The 16074-nt window shown below is 45.1% G+C and carries 11 protein-coding genes; 5 read left to right on the plus strand and 6 right to left on the minus strand.

All coding sequences use genetic code 11. The features are described from left to right. Nucleotides 1-139 precede the first annotated feature (139 nt). From TERMP_RS07805 to TERMP_RS07815, 4 genes are read right to left on the minus strand one after another with little or no spacing between them, the layout of a single operon-like run. Nucleotides 140-5323, minus strand: coding sequence for a NosD domain-containing protein (locus TERMP_RS07805; protein WP_013467848.1), 5184 nt, complete (start codon nucleotides 5321-5323; stop codon nucleotides 140-142). A 53-nt stretch (nucleotides 5324-5376) separates the two neighbouring features. Continuing rightward, nucleotides 5377-5526, minus strand: a complete 150-nt coding sequence (locus TERMP_RS11605; protein WP_013467849.1) for a hypothetical protein — start codon at nucleotides 5524-5526, stop codon at nucleotides 5377-5379. Between the two features lie 2 nt (nucleotides 5527-5528). Then, nucleotides 5529-6149, minus strand: coding sequence for a hypothetical protein (locus tag TERMP_RS07810; RefSeq protein ID WP_148221082.1), 621 nt, complete (start codon nucleotides 6147-6149; stop codon nucleotides 5529-5531). Further along, nucleotides 6149-7768 (minus strand): hypothetical protein, encoded by a 1620-nt coding sequence (locus TERMP_RS07815; protein ID WP_013467851.1) that lies wholly within the window; start codon nucleotides 7766-7768, stop codon nucleotides 6149-6151. Before TERMP_RS07815 ends, TERMP_RS07810 begins: the two co-directional genes overlap by 1 nt. 56 nt (nucleotides 7769-7824) lie before the next feature. Here TERMP_RS07815 and TERMP_RS07820 point away from each other — a divergent pair, with 56 nt between their 5' ends. Beyond that, nucleotides 7825-8406 (plus strand): FumA C-terminus/TtdB family hydratase beta subunit, encoded by a 582-nt coding sequence (locus TERMP_RS07820; RefSeq protein ID WP_158304572.1) that lies wholly within the window; start codon nucleotides 7825-7827, stop codon nucleotides 8404-8406. Nucleotides 8407-8488: 82 nt separating this feature from the next. Here TERMP_RS07820 and TERMP_RS07825 read toward each other — a convergent pair whose 3' ends face one another. Further along, entirely contained in the window at nucleotides 8489-9331 is an 843-nt protein-coding gene (locus tag TERMP_RS07825) for a universal stress protein (RefSeq protein WP_013467853.1), read from the minus strand. Nucleotides 9332-9674: 343 nt separating this feature from the next. Here TERMP_RS07825 and TERMP_RS07830 point away from each other — a divergent pair, with 343 nt between their 5' ends. The 3 genes from TERMP_RS07830 to TERMP_RS07840 are packed head-to-tail and all read left to right on the plus strand — an operon-like array spanning nucleotide 9675 to nucleotide 13418. Continuing rightward, a complete protein-coding gene (locus TERMP_RS07830) occupies nucleotides 9675-10370 on the plus strand; it encodes an ABC transporter ATP-binding protein (RefSeq protein ID WP_013467854.1) in 696 nt (231 codons plus the stop codon). After that, nucleotides 10367-12205 (plus strand): COG1361 S-layer family protein, encoded by a 1839-nt coding sequence (locus TERMP_RS07835; protein WP_013467855.1) that lies wholly within the window; start codon nucleotides 10367-10369, stop codon nucleotides 12203-12205. The genes TERMP_RS07830 and TERMP_RS07835 overlap by 4 nt, the downstream gene beginning before the upstream one ends. Continuing rightward, entirely contained in the window at nucleotides 12195-13418 is a 1224-nt protein-coding gene (locus TERMP_RS07840) for an ABC transporter permease (protein WP_013467856.1), read from the plus strand. Before TERMP_RS07835 ends, TERMP_RS07840 begins: the two co-directional genes overlap by 11 nt. A gap of 9 nt (nucleotides 13419-13427) precedes the next feature. Here the strand turns inward: TERMP_RS07840 and TERMP_RS07845 are convergent, their stop codons facing one another. Then, entirely contained in the window at nucleotides 13428-14786 is a 1359-nt protein-coding gene (locus TERMP_RS07845; protein ID WP_013467857.1) for an ATP-binding protein, read from the minus strand. Nucleotides 14787-14873: 87 nt separating this feature from the next. Between TERMP_RS07845 and gcvT the strand changes: the two genes are divergently transcribed. Then, nucleotides 14874-16070: a glycine cleavage system aminomethyltransferase GcvT gene (gcvT, locus tag TERMP_RS07850; protein ID WP_048159971.1), complete on the plus strand. Its 1197-nt coding sequence runs from the start codon at nucleotides 14874-14876 to the stop codon at nucleotides 16068-16070. The last annotated feature ends 4 nt before the right edge of the window (nucleotides 16071-16074 follow it).

The following is a 16074-nucleotide window of genomic DNA, read 5'->3' on the forward strand; positions in this document are numbered from 1 at the left end:
TTAAGTGTTCCATGTTTTTATATTTAATTCATCGCTGGCTCCAACGGTTTAACCTTTGCCGTCTACTGCGAGAAGGTATTAGTTCTCTACTAAAAACTCATCTTAGAGCGAAGCTTTCAAAAAGGTAAAAGAACGAGACTCACGAAACTCCAAGGAGCTCGAGAGCTTTTTTAATGTAGAGATATGCTTTTCTCATGTGTATTAGTGCCCTGACGTCCGCTTGTAGGAGGGATTGATAATGCCCTTCCACCCAGCAGTACTCTTTCTTCGCGAGGACAAGGAGGTCTTTTATCCTTGCGAGGGTCTCGTTGTCGAGGTTCTGGGAGGAACTGTTGTACAAGACATTGAATTCCTCAAACGCTTTCTGGTACCACTGATAGTAGAGATACGTTAGGATTGCAAACGATACCTGGGCTGTCTCCTGATCTTCGATAGACGTTTTAATTTCCTTGATCTCAACAGTAAATTCCACCCTCGTAGAGTTAACGTTTCCAGCGGCATCATACGCGTAGACTTCTATGGCGTGGTGTCCCTCTTCAAGGGTTATTTTTGCTATGTAGTACTCGCCATCGAACTCCATTGTAACCCAAATTGAGCCGTCAACCAATGCCATGACCTTTTCAACCACGTGATCGTCACTTGCCCTAACTTTGATTTCTGTGACGTTCTGGTAGTAAGTCGTGTTCTCCGGAAAGATTATCTCAACTTCCGGCGGCTTCGTATCAGACGACACCGTTAGGGGCAGATAGTCAACGTTGTTGTCATCTATGACGTAGGGAACGTCGCAGAAGCCGTCTAAGTTTTTGTCCTCGCAGTCCTTAAGCTCGCTCCAGTAGTTTCCGCCGAGTAAATTGCCGCCGAGGATGTTCGTGCCTCCTCTCTTCGTGACGTTCCAGTGATTGGTAACGTTGCCAAGAACCTTAACGTTCCTTGCGTTGTCGAAGTAGTTGTTGTAGATCAAGTTGAACTTGGAGTTGCTAACGTAGACTCCAAGGCTGTTGTTGATAACCAAGTTTGAAAAGATTACATTGCTTCTGCTTCCAGGTCTTAGGTAGAAGCCGACCCCTCCGGAACTTATTGAGTTCCCCCACACGAGGTTTCCAGCCGAGCCAGTGTCGAGTTCTACTCCTGAGCCCTTGGCGTTCTCCACAGTGTTGTGCGAAATCGAGGAGTTTACGGTGTCCTTCAGGTAAACGCCGTCCCCGGTGAGGTCTTTAATGGTGTTGTATGAAACTTCAGCTCCCCGTGAGTTTCTGACGTCTACCCCCTCAGCGGTGTTCCCGGTTACGGTGTTTCCGGAAATCCTGGCATTGACTGTGTTTTCCGCGTAAATTCCCGCCAAAAGCCAGCCCTTCAGGTTGAGGTTCACCACCGTGACGTTTTCAGTGTTCTCCACCTTCACCCCGTAGAGCGCCAATTCTTTCCCGCTCAGCGTGTGGTTTTCTCCATCGAGGAGGACGTTGCTCGCGTTTATGAGTACCGCGTATTCCATCGAGAGGTTCTCCCCGTCGGTTTCAAGCCTGTAATAGCCGGGCTCGTTAATGATTATCGGGAACTCTCCACCTATGGACTTCGGTTTGAACTTTATCAGGGGCAGGTAGTCGTAGGTGCCATAGGCTATTTGGTACGGCTCGTCCCCTACTCCGTCGAAGTTCTCATCGGTTCCATCGTACCTCTCCCAGTAGTTGCCCCCTATCAAAGGTCCTCCGACGATGTTTCTTCCCGGCCTTACCGTTGTATTGAAGGAAACGCCACCCAGAGTGTGGGACATGTAGACGTCCCGGTAGTTGTCAAAGTAGTTGTTATAAACCGTCACTTCTTCAGATTTCTCAGCGTTTATTGTCAGGCCATAGGTGTTGTTAACCAGCCAGTTGGTGTGAACCTCTACGTTCTCCATAGTCCTTGCTCCCAGAATCAGCCCGTAGTAGTTCTCCGCAAAGAGGTTGTTCGAGATAACCCCGTTCCCCATGCCCTGGTAGGGAACCGTCACCAGGAGGCCGTACTTCGAATTTCTAACTTCGTTGCCCGTTACATTGAAGTTGCTGAGGTCATCTTTGCCCCCAATGTTTATCCCGGCCTCTTCAACGTTGTGGATAATGTTCTCCGCTATGATGACCTGCCCGTGTTTGCTCGGCGAGATGCACAGTCCCCAGGCGGCATTGCTTATCCCGTTGCCCTTTATTGTGGCTTTACCGTAGGCTTTGACGTTTATGGCTATGTAGGAATTCTCAATCTCCGAATACATTATTTCAACGTCCTGAGCAGTTACGTCAATTCCCGTGAGCTCGTTCTCCACCTTTGCCCCCGAAATCTTCACCGAGACGGGCGAATAGAGCCTTGTGGGTTCTGCGTAGACGTCTATACCCGTCATGGAGGAGTTGCTCTCCACCTTTGAGACAACATCGACGTCGAGTAAAGTCGCGTTCGAGTACACCAGATGGAAGCCAAACGACAATAGCGGTGTGCTCTCGTTGACGATTTTTTCTGAGACGGGATCCTGGTAGGAATAATACACCCACTCCGCGCCGTGCTCCACGCGGGTGTTTTTGATTGATGCGTTCGACCTCAGGATTGCCACTCCCCAGCGTCCTTGAAAGCTTGAGTCCTCGATGGTGACCCTTGAATCTATGGCCAAAAGTGGCAGGTCTGTGAAGGCAACGTCAAGGCCTTTAACGGTGAACGTGCTGTTAACGGCTATTACCTGACCCGCGTTGCTTATCTCCACTCCCTCTTCGTTTTCGAGGTAAACCAAGGGCCTGCCGTTAACGGTGTTGTCCTCGACCCTTATGTTCCTCACCAGCGGCACCTCTGGTATGAGAAGTCTGTCGATGAAGGTTGAACCGTAATCCCCAGTGATGGAAAGACCGTTGTTGACGAAGGTGTTCCCCCTGACTATAACCTCCTCAACCCTGATGTTCTTTCCCGTCCTGACGGGGAGTCCAAGGATAACTCCCCCACGGGAGTTGTTTTCAACCCTGTTGCTGGTAATTTTTACATTTTTACCGTTCCAGACGTGTATTCCCGCAAGCTCGTTTTCGAGAATCTCGTTGCTCGTTATCTCCAGTCCGGTGCCGTTGACCACTACCGTCGCTATCGGCGAGTATCCTACGTTTATCCCGGGGAGCCAGGGGTAAGGACGCTCAAAGACTGGCACTGCATAGAAGTAGTAACCGAAGACCGGGTCGTAATAGTATTCGCCGCTCCATCCGAGGAGCCTTTTTCTCATTACCGCGTCATGAACCCTATTGTCTGCTATTCTGCCGTTTTCGATGTTGAGGGCAACAATTCCTCCCCCAGAGGAAAACGCCTCATTTTCCCTGATATCAAGTCCCTCAACCCCACTGGCAAGCACCGGAATCCCAAAGTTCTCTGAGAACCTGTTGCCCTCAATTAGGACATCCTTCGAACCTCTAACCCCAATAGAGGCGTAATAGTTTCTCTCGAAGTTGCTCTCCACTATCCTGACTCCACTTGAATCCTGGACGTAGATGCCTGCTATGCCCTCAAGCTCTTTAGCATTTACCGCCCTTATCTCAACGTCCGACGAACCTGACACAATAACAGGCGTTGCCTTGTAACTTTGAAACTCCAGCCCCTCGATCCTAACGTTGCTTGAGTTAACCACAAACACCTGGCCTGCATTGTTTATGAGGACGTTTTTCGCATTCTTCACCATCAGCACAGGCCTTCCGTTCACGGTCGTTTCCTTTACCTCAAAATCCGTAAAGTAGCCGTCAGTGCCAATCGTGGAGATGTAATCGTTAACGAGAACGTTTTTCTCCAGCTCATCCCTGGAGCGGAGGTAGATGCCTATTCCGGCGTTATCGTGGATGTAGTTTTCCCTGATGGTGTTGTTCTCACCTTCGATGTCTATTAAAGCCCCGATATAGCCGAGGGGGGCGTGGTTTCTGGCCATGTCAGCTATATACCCGCAGGAGTCGCAGAAGGGGAGATACTCCAGAGTGAGTGGTCCGATACCGTTTCCAAAGAGCTCGTTGTTCTCTATCAATGAGTTGGAGACGTTGTGGAGGTAAAGCCCTATTCCATAGAGGGAGAAGCTGGGAATTGCATAGGCTCCTACTTCCTTTCCGTTTGGCAGGGTGTAGGACACTTCCTCATAGGTATCCCTGTTGTCCGCTATTAAGTTGCCCGAAATGGTCAGGTTTTCCGCCGTTGATATTGTTATCCCCCATGTGTTGTTGGTTATCTCGTTCCCTGAAATTGTTACGTTTGAGGTAATGCCGATCCAGTATTCAGAGAGGCAATTCACATCACAGTGGAGTATTCCATTGTCTTCGTCTTCAATATTAATAACCTTGGATAGGTTCTTTTCGCCGCGGATTATTACTCCAAACCTGTTGTTCCTCACCGAGTTGTTTATGAACCCGACCCTCTTTGATGCTACTATAGTCACTCCCTGCGTGTTGTTCACTATTTCGTTGTTTACGAGCGTTGGTCCTGTGGCTATCGGAAGCTTATCGAAATATCCCACTTCCCTAACTGCCGGAACAGAAGTTAATATATAGATGCCCAGGTATGACCTTCTCACCGTGTTATTGGCTATGAGAAACGGGACCGTAACATTGCCCCCTGCCGCCGTACCTGAGATATGTACACTTATGATGTTGTCCTCGAAGGTGTTCTCTACGAGACCTGAGAACGTCGGCAGGACATCCCCTAAATACCCGAAGACGTCCCCTTCCAATATCCCTGGGTCCGATACAACCGGCCCAGCTATTGCGATGCCAACTATCGTGTTTCTTATGGTGTTGTTATACAGGAGGAAGTTTGTCTTCTTCTCGGCGTCTATTTTAAACTGAACATAGTGGTTGGAATACACTATCTCCAAACTTGGATTCATTATGTCCTCAACGGTATAGCGGAGTTCACTTACCCCCGTGTCCACCCCTACGTCCCAGCCATCTATTACGAGATTCTTTATCTCCTCTGCTATTGCAAAAGTCTCGAAGCTTTCAACATAAACCGCCGAAAGTGCCAAGGGAGGTCTTTCTTCCATGGGGATTTTTAGGATTATCTTCCTCCCGTTTCCGTCTATTATTACGCCCTCTGAGTAGATGGCTATGCAGGATAAACCCGCGTTGTTTCCCTCGTTGTCAAAATTGACTGGTATTAGCTGGCTGATATCATTCACAACTATGTCGTTCGCGAGCTTATAGTAGCCACTCTGGGTTATCATGGTGCACTGGGTTATGTAGCACGGGTTATCTGGCGTGCACTGCCCTTCGCCCTTCACAGGGTAAAACGTTCCCATAATGCTAAATACAAGGAGTATTCCAATGACGAAAGCTCCCAACTTCTTCATACATTTCCCTCCGCTACTAAACTTAAGCAAAAAATACTGAAAGCAAACATCAGCTACACCCTTCCCTCTTTCTCAAGTGCCTTCCTGATCTGCATCATGAAGAAAGCCTCTTCGGCGCGGAGAACTTTAACCACTGTGTCTTTATCAATACCCGTGTTCCTGCTTATGTACTCCACAAGCTCCTTCTTGATCTCCCTGAGCATTCTCAACCCCTCTTCAGGGGGACGTTGAGGAGCACAAGTCCTATCAGGGCTATTACCGCGAGCCCGAGGAAGATTGGGTTTTTACCGCTTTCTTTGTAGGGAAGCTCGTACTTTATGGCGCCGTTTTCGAAGCGAACGTTTCTGGCGTCCTTCGGTAAGACAACGGTTATCGTCTCCACAAGCCTGCCCTGCCCCCCGAATAGCGGCTGAACGCCGGTGAGGACGATAGTATTCTCGTTTTGAGTTGACAGTGTCAGGTCGCCCTCTCCCAGGTTGAGTTCCCAGTAGGAGCCTTTATTCACAGCTGCTCCAAGCATCACATAACTTGCCTTTATCTGGTTGTTGGAGTCATCCCACTCAATTTTCATGTTCTTGTACTCTGTATCGCTCCTCTTGTTTTCGAACTCCCGCTTGAGCATGTAGGTTGTCGGGTAGGTCTGCTTCATCTGAAGGTATAAGTTTGGGGTGAACTTCCACACTTCATTGACCTTGGCATTTCCAACATCATCAACTGTAATTTTCATTGTACCATCAACCTTGAACTCCACTATCTTTATCTCCTGAGCAACTGCCAATGGAAGTAACAGCAACAAAAATAGGAGTAAAATCTTCTTCATTTTCATCACCCCAGCTTAAAGGTGCTTACAATGTACTCACCAAGCTGATTGTACTCGTTCCTTCCAACGGGAAAGTCATAAACAACTGCAAATCCCATTCCATTCGCTGTGAAGTATCTTGCAACTGCTGAGTAGTCCCCATAACCTGTGTCAATTGTGTAAAGAACAGTGTAAACCGTTTGACCAGCTATACTCGCCTGTGTCTCCTGCCTGTCCTTTATCGTTGCTCCAGCCTCGGCCAAGCTGTTCTCGAAGGCATAAACCATGTCCTGAACACTCGCCCCCTGGGAGTAGATCACCATGAATTCAAACTCCCCATCGGGGCTAAGCAAGTAAACGTAGCCGCCGTAGTCCTCTGGATTGTCCCAGTCAGCGGGATAGTCAAAGGAGAAGTACTGCCCGAGATATGTATTCCAGCGTTGGTTTCCGTTGTTTCCCCCGGTTTCTCCGCCTGTTTCTCCAGTTCCTCCACCACCGGTGCCTCCCGTCATGCCCCCTGTTGTACCTTCCTGGGTTCCGCCCGTGGGTTGCAGGGTTATACCCCACTTGCTCAGTATATCCGCTGGAAGCTGGGGCAGTTCCGGAGGAACTATCCCCTTCGAATGCTCCTCAGCGATGTTCACCACTATATACGGTCCGCTCATTGCCTTCTGCCATGTGTTGATGCCTGCTTGAATTGCCTCTTGGAACGAGACGCCGGAGTTTATTGCTGTAGCTTCAACTGGAATTATTGCCCCACTCGGAAGCTGAATGAGTGGGAATGCATGACCCGGCATCAGCACGATGTAGGCTTTAAGCCCCTGGGACATCGCCAGGGAAGAAAACCAGAGTGCTAAATCGATGCACGTCCCGCTTTTGTCCCTTATCACATCTCTGGGGAACATTATGTGCTCTGCGAATTTGCCAGTCCAGTAGCCTTCTCCCTCGGTCTTGTAGGAGAAGCCGTTTATAACAGCTAAAGCCCACATTCCGCTGAGGCTTTTTATTGCCTCATCATCGCTTAAGCTTGCCCCCGCTCCCCCAGCTAATTTGTTTCCCATATCCGCAAACTCCCTGACAACTGGATCGCTTGGCGTTACCCATGCAGCAAGAAGCGGAGCATTGCTGAAGGTGTCGTAGAAACTGCCGGTGCTCTCCTCGGGGCTCAGCGATGAAAACACAAAGTCGTTGACGCCAAGTATTGAGAGAGACTTTGTAATGCTCTCCTCCTTGGTTTCACCATTCACCTCGTATGTTATCCGTATCCTCAGGTTTGACGGCGTTGAGGCAGTTAGCTTGGTCACCTCGCTCGAGAGAATCGGAAAATAGAGATCAACGATGGTACCGTTTGGTACTAAAATGGGATAGCTTCTCTCAACCTCAGGAGCATAGTTGTCAATGGAGTAGCTTATCTTTATGTTTTTTATTGCACCATTTCCTGAGTTGTGAAGAACAACTTTTGCAACCCAAAAGCCAAGCTTTGGATTGCCGTAGACCTTGTAAGCCCCGGACATTATCTGCTCCTTCGAGTAAACCTTGTACTCCAGCTTTCCTTCTCCTCCGCCTCCAAATGCTCCGACATAACCCACTATAGATAACACAAGCAGTGCAGCAAGAACTCCCGAACCAATAATCTTGGTGTTCATACCATCACCGAGGTTAAATTACCTAAAACTGATACTTACAGGCTGGGTTTGAGAAAATTAGTCAAACCCAAAAAAGCTTTAAGGTTAGAGTTAAATCCTATCATGGTGATGTTGTGGACCTAAAAGTTCCTTTGGGCGAGAAAGATGTTCTAAAACTTAAAACTGGCGACATCGTTTATCTTTCTGGAATCATATACACAGCAAGGGATTTAGCCCACAGAAGGATCGTCGACCTTGCTAAACGAGGTGAACTGCCCTTTAGCTTAGAAGGAGCTACTATCTACCACTGCGGACCCATTGTCCGAAAAAATAAGGGAGAATTTGAGATAGTCTCAGCAGGCCCAACAACAAGCACGAGGATGAATCGCTATCTCAATGAGGTTTTATCTTTAGGAGTTAGGGGGATTATTGGAAAGGGAGGAATGATCCCCGAACCATTTAAGAAGCATAGCGCTGTTTACTTCGCCTTCACCGGCGGAGCAGGATCTTTAGCGGCTAAGAGCATTAAAAAAGTAAGAGATGTTTTCTGGCTCGATGAACTTGGCATTCCCGAGGCAGTTTGGGTGTTGGAGGTTGAAAGATTCCCGCTTTTGGTTGCCATTGATGCACATGGGAATTCGATTTACAAAAAGAGTTAAAAGATAGAGGAAGTTACTCACTACAGCCGATGATGGCAACAGGGTAGCTGCCGATTGATGACGAAGCCGTTCCAGTCTGAGGCTATTCACACGGTACCAAAAGCACAGGCAGCTTTGAATCCCTTATGACCCTTTCTGCCGTGCTTCCGAGGAGTAAATCCCTGATGATGCTTCGTCCCTTCTTACCCATTACAATAAGCGTTGCACCTTTTGCTATTGAGAGACCTATTATCCCTTGAGAGGCAATGCCAGCCAGCACCTCCTTTTCAACTGGAAACTTCACGATCTTTGCATACCTCTCAAGGTTCTGCTTGGCCTTTGCTATATTTTCTTCAAGCTCCTCAGCTTTGCCGTAGTCAACGACGTGAAGAAGGACTCCTTCCTTAGCGAGCTCCTCAAACCTCTTAACAGCTTCCATTATCCGTATTGAACACGGCGAAAAGTCTAAAGCTACCAGCGGTTTGTCAAAAATTTTCTCGCAGTCATGCAGGCATTTTATCTTCTCTTCCTCTTCATCCCATTCATACCTAATCAATAAAACGGGTTTCTTGGTTGCTCTTACAAGGTTTGAAGCTGTGCTTCCCAAAAACATCTGACGCAGAATATTTTCTCCTTTTGAGGGGCTTATAATTAGGTCAACGTTCCTTTCTCTGGCAATTTCAGCTATTTCCAACGAAGGAATTCCAAGCTTCACAATTGATTCAACCTCTATTCCCCGCTCTCTAAGCTCGTCCGCCAAGTTGTTTATCTGTTCCTCATCAATCTTCATAAGCTCAAGGGCTTCAATATCTGTTGCAGTGATATCAACTATGTGTACAAGATAGAGCTTTTTAGCCCCAAGCTCAAAGAACTTCGGGACACAGTTCCTTAAAGCATGTAAGGACACTTCAGAAAAATCCGTTGGGAAAAGTATCTTCTCAAACATCAGCTTCACCAATAATATTTTATGCAGTTGAAGTATTTAGGTGTTGCCAAAGGAAATATAAACACCATAGTTTTCATCATGTCTCGATGTGTGTTTTTGTTAAGTGTGAATATGTTTGTGGGTAAGTCCTTGAAATGCAAACACTTTGGCAAAATTACTTTTTTGTTGGAGCTTTGATTTCCGCTTTTTAAGAAGTGTTTGCAACAAAAGAAGCGTTTAAAGCAAACATTCACCCAAAATAAAAGCAAATCAAGAAATGATGACAACCCAAAAATATCCAGAAAAACAGGCCATCCCAGATGAGAACTAAGGTTATAAACATGCACACATACTATACTTTGCAATGGAGCGGAGGATTGTCTTAGAGACCGTTGATCTCGTCAAGAATTATTACATCGGCAGAAAGATAGTGGTTCCAGCTCTCAGAGGGGTTAGTCTGAAGATTTATGAAGGGGAGTTTGTTGCAATAATAGGGCCAAGTGGAAGTGGAAAAACTACACTTCTCAACATGCTCGGTTTATTAGACAGACCCACAAGCGGAAAAGTGTATATTGATGGAATCGATGTCAGCAATCTCAATGATAATCAGCTTTCTGAAATCAGATTGAGGAAAATTGGCTTTGTTTTTCAATATTACAACCTGGTTCCAATACTAACAGCGCTGGAAAATGTTGAGCTGCCGATGCTCTTAGCAGGTGTTCCAAGGAAGAAGAGAATAAAAAGAGCAAAGGAACTCCTCAAATCCGTTGGGCTGGAAAAGTTCATGCATCATAAACCAAATGAAATGAGCGGAGGGCAGCAGCAGAGAGTTGCCATAGCAAGGGCTTTAGCCAACGATCCAAGCATAGTCTTAGCAGATGAACCGACCGGAAATCTTGACACCCAGACATCGAAAGAGATAATAGCTTTAATGAAGAGGATAAATCTCGAGAGAGGAACTACCTTTGTGATAGTGACTCACGATGTCGAGGTTGCAAAAGAGGCTGAGAGAATTCTTCAAATAAGAGATGGGAAGATTAGTGAGGTGAAAAAGTTATGAAAAAGCTTGCCATAGTGTTAATCCTCATGCTTATAACCCCAAGCACAATAAAAGCCCAGCCTCAAAAAGAGGAATATCTGCTGACATTTTCCGGTTATTTAGGAATTGGAGATGTGCTAACTTTTGGAAACTACACCTTAACGGTTGAGGATATACTCACAAGCCCAAGAACTGGAATAGCCAATACTGTGCTCTTCAAACTCAGGGACAACATAGTGTTCAACGAGAGCGAGTTTTCCCTCCAAGAAGGTCAGGAATACCAGTACAAAGACGTGAAGATCAAGCTTGTTGTCATAACCCTTGAAGACAACCCCCGGGCACTGATCAGAATTTATTCAAAAGCTGTTGATGTTTTCTATGGAGATGCCCATGAGAGGTCAATCTTTAGATACGGACCCATAAAATTCATGGTTCTTGAGATAAAAAACGGCACATTTTTGGCGAGATATGAGAAGAAAGGAGAAGTTGACTATCGTTATTTTGGAACAGGTTATTATCACTGGAATGAGCTTTCCATCTACGTGGAGAACATCACAAACAAGACAGTAAGGCTGAAGATTAAAGCACCAAAATATGCCCAGTATGCGATTATAAGGGGAGCGGAGATAGCTATTGAGAAAGTTGACTTCGGAGAGGTTGAAATAGGCTCGCCCTTCAAGCTGACTATAACACTGAGAAACGTAGGAAACAAAAACGCCAGATTCATAAGCGTCTATTTATATTCCAAAGAGCAGATCCAAGAAGAGCAAACCCAAACCCTTCTTCCAACAATTACGATTCCACAATTTGAATCTTCTTTGCCATTCGCTGCATATAGGGAGAGTCCAATTAAGTACCTCGAGGTCTTGGCTCCCGGAGAAGAGAAGACAGTTGCATTCACACTGATATCTTCAAAAAACCTCAAAGAGAATGTTTATCCGCTCTACATTAGGATCGAATATCAGGACGAAGATGGTGCAAAGAAAAGCAAGGAAGTTCAGGTTGGAATTCCCGTTGAAGACAGGATAAGACCAAAGGTAATTATCGAGGAGTTTAAGATAATCCCGCCCATCGTTCAGCCCGATTCAAACTTCACGGTCAGAATAAAGCTCAGGAATATTGGAAATTCAGTTGCCAAACATGTTAGGGTCAGGGTCACGGGAGAAAAACCTGAGGAAGAAAAACAAACCGCATATCCGTACTTCCCCTCAGGAGGAGAAGCAGCGCAGCAGGAAGTTGACATATTTCCAATACGCAAACAAAGTCTCCTTTACTTCTCTGAAGTCAATACAACAGCTGAAGGGAAGCTGTACTTTAAGATAAAACAAGTCCAGAGGGGAATTTATCCTCTCTATGTCACAATTACCTATGAAGATGAAAACGGTGTTGTCTACAAGGAGGAAACTATGTTTGGGGTTGAGGTAAGTGCTTATCCCCTCCTTGACCTATATATAGGGAACATCTGGGAGAGCGGGGGGAAGTATAACTTCGAGGTGTATGTTGTTAACGAAGGCAAGGACGTGGCAAGAGGGGTAACCCTCGATGTTACTTCAAAGCAGCTTGAGCTGTTTCCAATCGGGCAGAGATACGTGGGAAGCATTGCTGGATTGGATTATGACAGTGTGAACTTCCAGATTCTAAACAAGACAATTCCAAAGGGAGAATACGTTATCCATGCCAAAGTGTACTATAAAGATGAAAAAGGTCAGGAAAAAACTTTTGAGAAAGATTTAGTCATCAGAATTCCCGAAACCCTAAGCTATTCAGAGAGGAAGCCTTATGAGTACTACATTGGCGGAGGAATTATTCTGCTGTTTATAATAATTCTCCTGTGGAGGAGGAAAAGTGTGGAGTGAGCTAATTAAAATTGCCATTAGGAATTTGACAAGGAGGAAGCTCAGGACACTTTTCACAATGCTGGGGATTATAATAGCCGTTGGCTCAGTTACCGCTTTAGTTTCCATAACCCAAGGTTCCCGGATGGCAATAGAGCAGGAGCTTGAAAGCACAAGCAATGTTCTCATGATAATGCCCGGAGTTAGCGTTTCCATAATCAGGGCAGCAACGAGCACGATGAGTGAAGACATAGTAAGGAAGATAGAGAAAATTGACCATGTTGAAGCTGTGAATCCAGCTCTGATAAAGTTCACAACAATCAAATATGACGACTGGATACTTGAGCTGACAATAATGGGGGTTGATCCAAAAAAGGCCCAAAAGTTCTTCGCATTAAGGGGGCTTCACTTGGAAAGAGGGGTATTCTTGAGGAAGAACGACAGATATAAGGCTATTCTTGGTTATTTATTAGCTCACGGGAAATTTGCAACTTTTGACGGAAAACCCCTAAACTGGGATATCACACCGGGGCAGAGGATAATAATCTACGATGACCAGGGAAATCCCTACGAATTCAAGGTTGTTGGCAATTTGGAGGAAAGCGGACAGTCCTTCTTGGCGGGTTTCTTGGATATGATGGTAGTAGTTCCGTTAGATACGCTTCAAGAGATGTTCCACGAGGAGGGGAAGATAAGCATAGTGGATGTATGGGTTGATGATGTTGCATTCATTGACGAGGTTAAGAAGGAAATCGAGAAAGAGATTCCGGGGGTTACTGTTATCACAGCAAGACAGAGCGTTCAGATGGTGCTTATTATTCAAAAAATGATGCACAACCTTTTAATTGGAATTGGCAGCATTGCTCTCTTTGTGGGAGCCCTTGGAGTTATGAACACTCTTTTAACTTCAGTAATGGAGAGGACAAGGGAAATTGGAACCTACAGGGCGATTGGGGCAAAGAAGAGCTTTATTTTAAAGATGATCTTCATCGAGGGCATAATACTGACAAGCATCGGGGGAATTTTGGGCTTTTTCTTTGGAATTGGGGCTGCAAAGATGGTGGTGTTCATATTCAGACAGAGGGGTCAGCTGTTACCTGATCCTGTGGTGGATATGAACGTTGTTGCGATAGCATTTGTAATAACCCTCCTAATCGGAATAATCTCAAGTTTATATCCGGCAAAGAAGGCATCTGACTTAAGCCCGGTTGAGGCTCTGAGGTATGTTGAATAAGCTCCGGTATTATTTTATTCTCTCAAAATCTCGCAAATCGAGTGCCAGAATATTTCTATCCAATTTATCTTTTTTATCCAGTCTTTTGGCAACTATGCCGAAGTAGTTTTCATAATCTTTCAGACCTACAAGTTCAGCTTTCCTTCTTAAATCATTTAAAATACGCTCTGTCTCTCTCAACGTTAAGTCTTTCCACTTAACCTCAACAAACAATGCTTTCCTCTCTTGTTCATTCAAAGCTACCAAATCAATTTCTTCTCCTCTATGCCACCATCTTCCGATCTTTGTAAAGCTGAACGGTAGTAGATTCTTTTTGCTGAGCTCAATTAAAAGCTCCTGAGCCAATCTCTCAAAGGCTTTCCCCAAAAACTGATTGAAGTTTGCTTTGAAGTCTTCCAACGCTGCATTAACAAAACCACTCTCAATTTCTTCATAGTACGGATTAACAAACCGTGACCAGAACAAGAAGTAATTGTCAGCTATTTCATAGACTCCTCTCTTTCCGAAGATAGGAACTATTCGCTTAACAATTCCCAACTCACTCAAAACCCTCAGGTAGGGCACCACTTGATTTTCCTTGAGATAACAAAAGTTCGCTATCTGTGTGACCTTCGTGTTTCCCTTTGCTATCGCTTCTAAGATAGCAAGATAAATAGATAACTCCCTAAGCTCTTCACTGAGCAGAGCTCTTGCCTCTCTAAATAAAAATGAAGACGGGTTAAAGAAGTTATCAATGATTTCCTCTTCAATATTTTCGCCGCTAAAGAATTCCAGATACTTGGGAGTCCCATTAGTTACCGCATAAATTTTGAAAAGATCCTCAGTTTTTAAACCTTCAAACCACTCAAAAAGATGTTTAAATTTTAAAGGTGCCACCTTAATATTCGCATCTGTACGACCGTAAATAGGACTCGAGTACCTAAAGAACTCCTTTTCCATAAGAGACACATAGGAGCCAGAAACTACAATAAGTGCATTTAAATCTCTGTTTTCTTCAATAGCTCGTGATAGTTCACTTAAGATTCCTTCTTCTCTGCGGATTAAATAGGAAAGCTCATCGAGTATCAGAAGAAGTCTCCCTCTTTTGAGAGTCTTCAGCAACCTCAACAAAGATGGGAAATCTCTAATTTTGATACTAACACCCAAAAGTTCTGAAATTTTTTTAGAGAGCAGATCAAAGTTATATTCTCTCGGTTTATCCTCAAATATTACAAAAATTCTTTCCTTGTCTTTTGAAAACTCCTCCAAAAGCCTTGTTTTCCCCACCCTTCTTCTACCATAAACTAAAACAAACACCAAGCCTTCTTTTTTCCAGAGATTTTCAAGTAACTCCAACTCTTCTTTCCTGTTTACAAATTTTCTAATCATAATTATATAATCAAGATTATAGTTTTTAAAAATTTCGTTACAATGAAAAGGGTTATATTATCATCGAAGCAATTCAATTTGGGTGGTATCATGAAGAGGGTTCACCTTTTTGACTGGCATAAAGAGCATGCAAAGAAGGTTGAGGAGTTTGCTGGCTGGGAGATGCCAATCTGGTATTCAAGCATAAAAGAAGAGCATTTGGCTGTTAGAAATGGCGTTGGGATTTTTGATGTCTCCCACATGGGAGAAATATTCTTCCGCGGTAAAGATGCCCTAAAGTTTTTGCAATATGTTACAACAAACGATATCTCAAGACCCCCAGCTATAAGCGGAACTTATACACTCGTTTTGAACGAGAGAGGAGCTGTTAAGGACGAAACTTTGGTCTTCAATATGGGCAACGACACATACATGATGGTCTGTGACAGCGATGCCTTTGAAAAGCTCTATGCGTGGTTTATGAGCATTAAGAGGGCAATTGAGCAATACACCGAGCTGGATTTGGAGATAGAGAACAAAACCTACGACATGGCAATGTTCTCAATTCAAGGGCCCAAAGCAAAGGACATAGCTATGGAGCTCTTTGGAATTGACATAAACCAGCTCTGGTGGTTCCAAGCTAAGGAGGTTGAGCTTGATGGAATAAAGATGCTCCTCTCAAGGAGCGGCTACACAGGTGAAAACGGATTCGAGGTTTACTTCGAGGATGCAAATCCATATCATCCCGATCCAGAAAAGAGAGGAAAGCCAGAGAAGGCTCTCTATGTTTGGGAGAAGATTCTTGAAGTTGGGGCTAAATACGGAATAAAGCCAGCTGGACTCGGAGCAAGAGACACACTCAGGCTTGAGGCAGGATACACACTCTATGGAAACGAGACGAAGGAGTTGCAACTTTTGAGCACTGACATTGATGAAGTTACCCCACTTCAGGCAAACTTGGAGTTTGCGATCTTCTGGGATAAGGAGTTCATAGGGAAAGATGCTTTACTCAAGCAGAAAGAGAGAGGGCTGCCGAGCAAGATGGTGCACTTCAAGATGGTTGATAAGGGCATTCCAAGAGCCGGCTATAAGGTTTACAAGGATGGAAAGGAGATTGGAGAAGTTACAAGCGGTACAATGTCACCGCTCTTGGGCATAGGAATTGGAATTGCATTCGTCAAACCAGAATATGCCGTTCCTGGAGTTGAGATTGAGATAGAGATAAGAGGACAGAAGAAGAAAGCGGTAACTGTTTCACCTCCGTTCTATGATCCTAAGAAGTACGGAGCGTTTAGAGAGGAGTGAGGAC

Origin of the sequence: Thermococcus barophilus MP (genome assembly GCF_000151105.2) — an archaeon.
GTDB classification, from domain to species: Archaea; Methanobacteriota_B; Thermococci; order Thermococcales; family Thermococcaceae; genus Thermococcus_B; species Thermococcus_B barophilus.

Bases quoted from the DNA above. Each gene is read 5' to 3' on its own strand.
- TERMP_RS07805 (WP_013467848.1), bottom strand. From the start codon at position 5,323: ATGAAGAAGTTGGGAGCTTTCGTCATTGGAATACTCCTTGTATTTAGC.
- TERMP_RS11605 (WP_013467849.1), bottom strand. From the start codon at position 5,526: ATGCTCAGGGAGATCAAGAAGGAGCTTGTGGAGTACATAAGCAGGAAC.
- TERMP_RS07810 (WP_148221082.1), bottom strand. From the start codon at position 6,149: ATGAAAATGAAGAAGATTTTACTCCTATTTTTGTTGCTGTTACTTCCA.
- TERMP_RS07815 (WP_013467851.1), bottom strand. From the start codon at position 7,768: ATGAACACCAAGATTATTGGTTCGGGAGTTCTTGCTGCACTGCTTGTG.
- TERMP_RS07825 (WP_013467853.1), bottom strand. From the start codon at position 9,331: ATGTTTGAGAAGATACTTTTCCCAACGGATTTTTCTGAAGTGTCCTTA.
- TERMP_RS07830 (WP_013467854.1), top strand. From the start codon at position 9,675: ATGGAGCGGAGGATTGTCTTAGAGACCGTTGATCTCGTCAAGAATTAT.
- TERMP_RS07835 (WP_013467855.1), top strand. From the start codon at position 10,367: ATGAAAAAGCTTGCCATAGTGTTAATCCTCATGCTTATAACCCCAAGC.
- TERMP_RS07845 (WP_013467857.1), bottom strand. From the start codon at position 14,786: ATGATTAGAAAATTTGTAAACAGGAAAGAAGAGTTGGAGTTACTTGAA.